This window comes from Prosthecobacter debontii (genome assembly GCF_900167535.1).
Classification (GTDB): domain Bacteria; phylum Verrucomicrobiota; class Verrucomicrobiia; order Verrucomicrobiales; family Verrucomicrobiaceae; genus Prosthecobacter; species Prosthecobacter debontii.
In genome coordinates, this window is the sequence record NZ_FUYE01000046.1 from 1 (window position 1) to 1,950 (window position 1,950).

Genomic DNA, 1,950 nt, shown 5'->3' on the forward strand with positions numbered 1-1,950 from the left:
GGGAAGACCATCGTTGGCAGGCTGGGTAAAGCATTTGCGAAAAGGGGAGATGACGCGGTCGAAGCCGTCGTCAAGCATGCCGATGATATTGGGGGCAGTTCTGCGAAAGTGACTGTGGGTAAGGCAGCGGCCTTGGCTGATGATGCAGTAGATGGTGCAAAGCCGGGGCAAACGATGTCGCCTTACCCACAAGATCGTCGAGTAGGAGGTCGAGGTGAAAGCCCCAGACCAACAGATCCTGCGCCAGGCATGAAAGAGTCTGGGGCTTGGGAGCCTACGCAGGAAAATCTCGCACGGATAGAGAGAGGAAAACCCCCGATCGGAAATGATGGACTGCCAGTAGAACTACATCACCGTAACCAAAACCCAGCAGGTCCATTGGATGAAATGACCTCAACTACTCATGATACGGTTCCTCATCCAATTAGCCCTTCACAGATTGACAGAGTAAAGTTCAGCGGTGAACGGACTCGCTACTGGAGGGGGCGGGCACGAACACTTAACGGTCAAGAATAATGAATATCGAAAACATTAAGACGCGATTAGGAGAATTTGGCGAAGTCGAATTTTCTGGATCGGTATCTGAACAGGTAATAACAGATGCTGAAAATGAATTTGGCTTCACTTTTCCTCCGGAGTACCGTGAGTTTTTAGCGCAATTTGGTTCTGGCGGCGTAGATTCAGAGGAGTTTATTGGGTTAGGCGGTCCCGATCATCTCGATATCGTAAAATTAACGAAACGTCTAAGAGAACGCTCAAATAGCCTTCCGACCCATTTGTTACCACTTCGTGGTGATGGATTCGGAAACTATGACTGCCTGGACTTGAATAAGCCCACGACGAACGGTGAGTTCGCCATTGTGATTTGGAATCATGAGGCTGGTAAGAATCAAAGTTACGAAATTCTCGCCAAGTCGTTCGGTGTTTGGTTCGAATCCATTCTCAATCTTATTGAAAAACAAAACAGTGACAGCTCCTAGCAGGCACGTCACCCTGCAAACCCTCCAGGGCATCCAATCCAGTGAATTGGTCATGGGACGAGGTATAGAGGGTCTTCAAGCCATCCGCCGCGCTGCGGCGGAGTCAGGTCTAACAAGAGGTTTGATCAGATCAAGCCTTGCTGAATACCACGTTCGATGGCCTGAATAAACGCTGTCGCGTCACAGATGAGCTTCAAACTGTCGAGGTGTCTGGCCTTGTAGCGGGTGGGAGGTCTGAACCTGTGAACGATGGCGGTGGAGGTGACGCCGAAGGCGTAGCCGGGGAGAGCGCGGTAGGTGCAGCCTTCGTGCTCGATCTCCTCGTGGGGCATCCAGTGCCAGGAGCGGAGTCTGCGTGAACCGCCGTGGAAGGCGCTCTTGAGCTGTCCCCAAAACAGGCGGTTGCCGAAGATCTTGGCCCCGGTGGGGACCATGCCATGCTCGGGGCCTGGGGCAGGCTTGCGCGGGTTGACGTCCTTGAAGAACAGGGACCAGCGGCGTTGGTTGACGTCGTTTTCGAACTTCTTGCGGGCCAGGCGGCGGATGCGGACTCACTGCTGCGGAGTCAGTTCCAGAGTGTGAAGTCACCGACGGGAAGGCGGGCCCTGGCAAAAGTGCCCCAGTAGCGTCCGGTGAAGTCGCCCGGTCGGGTCTGGTCGGACTTGCCGAGGTAGGAGGCCAGATAGTTGATGAACCCTCCATGATGCTTGATGGGCTTGAGTTCGCAGGCGGCGGAACCCAGGTGCTTGTCGCCGTTGTGAGCGAGGGCATACCAGCGCTCAGTGATCCAGGTGCGCACTTATCTCAATGCCCATGAGACGATCGGGGCACGGATCACCGTCAATGGGGGAGGTGCAAATGTGCTGCTAGCTCGGCAGGTTATGGCGTTCCATGGCGGTGGAGCTAATCCGCAAGTGACCACGACGGCCTCGGATCTGGTGGCGCTTTTGGGTGCGGATGTGGCGGCGCA

General features: G+C 54.9%; 4 protein-coding genes. 2 read left to right on the forward strand and 2 right to left on the reverse strand.

Features of this window, described 5'->3' with window-relative positions; all coding sequences use genetic code 11:
• The first annotated feature begins 249 nt into the window (after positions 1 to 249).
• Together B5D61_RS27280 and B5D61_RS25450 are read left to right on the forward strand one after the other, a co-directional pair.
• Positions 250 to 516, forward strand: coding sequence for an HNH/ENDO VII family nuclease (locus tag B5D61_RS27280; RefSeq protein WP_425440083.1), 267 nt, complete (start codon positions 250 to 252; stop codon positions 514 to 516).
• Positions 516 to 980 (forward strand): SMI1/KNR4 family protein, encoded by a 465-nt coding sequence (locus tag B5D61_RS25450; RefSeq protein ID WP_078816237.1) that lies wholly within the window; start codon positions 516 to 518, stop codon positions 978 to 980. Before B5D61_RS27280 ends, B5D61_RS25450 begins: the two co-directional genes overlap by 1 nt.
• 125 nt (positions 981 to 1,105) lie before the next feature.
• Here the strand turns inward: B5D61_RS25450 and B5D61_RS25455 are convergent, their stop codons facing one another.
• Positions 1,106 to 1,414 carry a hypothetical protein gene (locus tag B5D61_RS25455; RefSeq protein WP_078816238.1) on the reverse strand — a complete coding sequence of 103 codons (309 nt, stop codon included), beginning with the start codon at positions 1,412 to 1,414 and terminating at the stop codon, positions 1,106 to 1,108.
• 131 nt (positions 1,415 to 1,545) lie between these two features.
• Positions 1,546 to 1,779 carry a hypothetical protein gene (locus B5D61_RS25460; RefSeq protein ID WP_078816239.1) on the reverse strand — a complete coding sequence of 78 codons (234 nt, stop codon included), beginning with the start codon at positions 1,777 to 1,779 and terminating at the stop codon, positions 1,546 to 1,548.
• Positions 1,780 to 1,950: the final 171 nt, after the last annotated feature.